This is a genomic window from Shigella sp. FC1544, from assembly GCF_001722145.1.
Lineage (GTDB): Bacteria > Pseudomonadota > Gammaproteobacteria > Enterobacterales > Enterobacteriaceae > Escherichia > Escherichia coli.
This window is the reverse complement of record NZ_MECT01000540.1, coordinates 1-221: the sequence shown is the minus strand read 5'-3', so window position 1 is coordinate 221 and position 221 is coordinate 1. Positions and strand designations below refer to the sequence as shown.

Sequence of the window (221 nt, the reverse complement as noted above, 5' to 3'; positions counted from 1 at the left end):
AAGACCGCACGAATATAACGGTGGGTTACCCCCAAACGAATCGGAAAATCGATACTGGAAAAACTCTAACTCGGTGGCCAGTTTTTGTTGACCACTTCATACCTGACACATCGCTTCAATGGGAAATTGTTGTCGCCATTGTTCGATTAACGCGTATTTTTCAGCGACTCCTGTGCAAAATACGCTGTTGCTTTTTTTAATATATCTCGCTCAAGGCGAGC

Annotated in this window: 1 pseudogene; it reads right to left on the bottom strand. The window is 43.9% G+C overall.

Annotation, left to right across the window (positions count from 1 at the left end):
• Window positions 1–99 precede the first annotated feature (99 nt).
• Window positions 100–221: pseudogene (locus tag BGK49_RS29865) on the bottom strand (IS3 family transposase); the annotation flags it as partial.